Raw genomic sequence first — 977 nt, 5'->3', positions numbered from 1 at the left:
AAAAAAAGAAATAGCTTTATATTTAAAGTGTTGAAATTCAAATATATAAAAGCTATTTCTTATGTTATCTTACAGCAAAATTACTGATATTTTTTGTCTTGTCGATGAGTTCACTCAACAATTTACTCCCTTTTTGCAAAAACATAGTTTAGGCAATAAGTCAAAAAGACCACCTATCATGAGTCCGAGTGAAATTATTACAATTATGATTTTATTTCACCTTAGTAGCTTTCGTTGCTTTAAACATTTCTACATTTTCTATGTTCAAAAGCATATGAATGCTGAATTCCCTAAAACCGTTTCTTACAATAGGTTTACTGAACTAATACAGTCTAATATTTTGCCATTAACAATGTTTTAAAGACCTGTTGCATGGGCAGCTGTACAGGTATTTCTTTTGTAGATTCTACCCCTATTAGGGTGTGTAAAAATAAGCGGATAAAAAACAACAAAGTCTTTAAAGATGTTGCTCAGGTTGGGAAATCTACAATGGGTTGGTTCTATGGATTCAAGCTTCACATCATAATCAATGATAAAGGTGAAATCTTGAGATTTACAATTACAGCCGCTAACGTTGATGATAGAGAACCATTAAAAAACGAAGGGTTTTTAAAAGGAATATTTGGAAAACTATTTGCCGATAAAGGATACATTTCTAAAAAGCTTGAGAAGCTTCTATTTTGTTGACGGTATACATCACATCACTCAACTTCGTAACAACATGAAAAACAGCCTAATGACTCTTTCTGATAAAATATTACTTAGGAAAAGATCTGTTATTGAAACAGTAAATGATGAACTTAAAAACATGTGTCAAGTTGAACATTCAAGACATAGATCTATAGGCAATTTTATTACAAATCTTTTATCAGGGCTTATTGCGTATTCATTTTTTGACAAAAAACCATCACTTAACTTCCAATACGCATTGAATACTAATCAAATAACTATATTCGATTAATCGAACTCAGGTTATT

At 30.5% G+C, this 977-nt stretch carries 1 pseudogene; it reads left to right on the top strand.

Annotated elements, in window-relative coordinates:
- The first annotated feature begins 61 nt into the window (after positions 1-61).
- Positions 62-961: pseudogene (locus IEV63_RS12905) on the top strand (IS982 family transposase).
- The last annotated feature ends 16 nt before the right edge of the window (positions 962-977 follow it).

Origin of the sequence: Psychroflexus salis (genome assembly GCF_014640175.1) — a bacterium.
Classification (GTDB): Bacteria; Bacteroidota; Bacteroidia; order Flavobacteriales; family Flavobacteriaceae; genus Psychroflexus; species Psychroflexus salis.
This window is presented reverse-complemented; position numbering and strand designations above follow the sequence as displayed.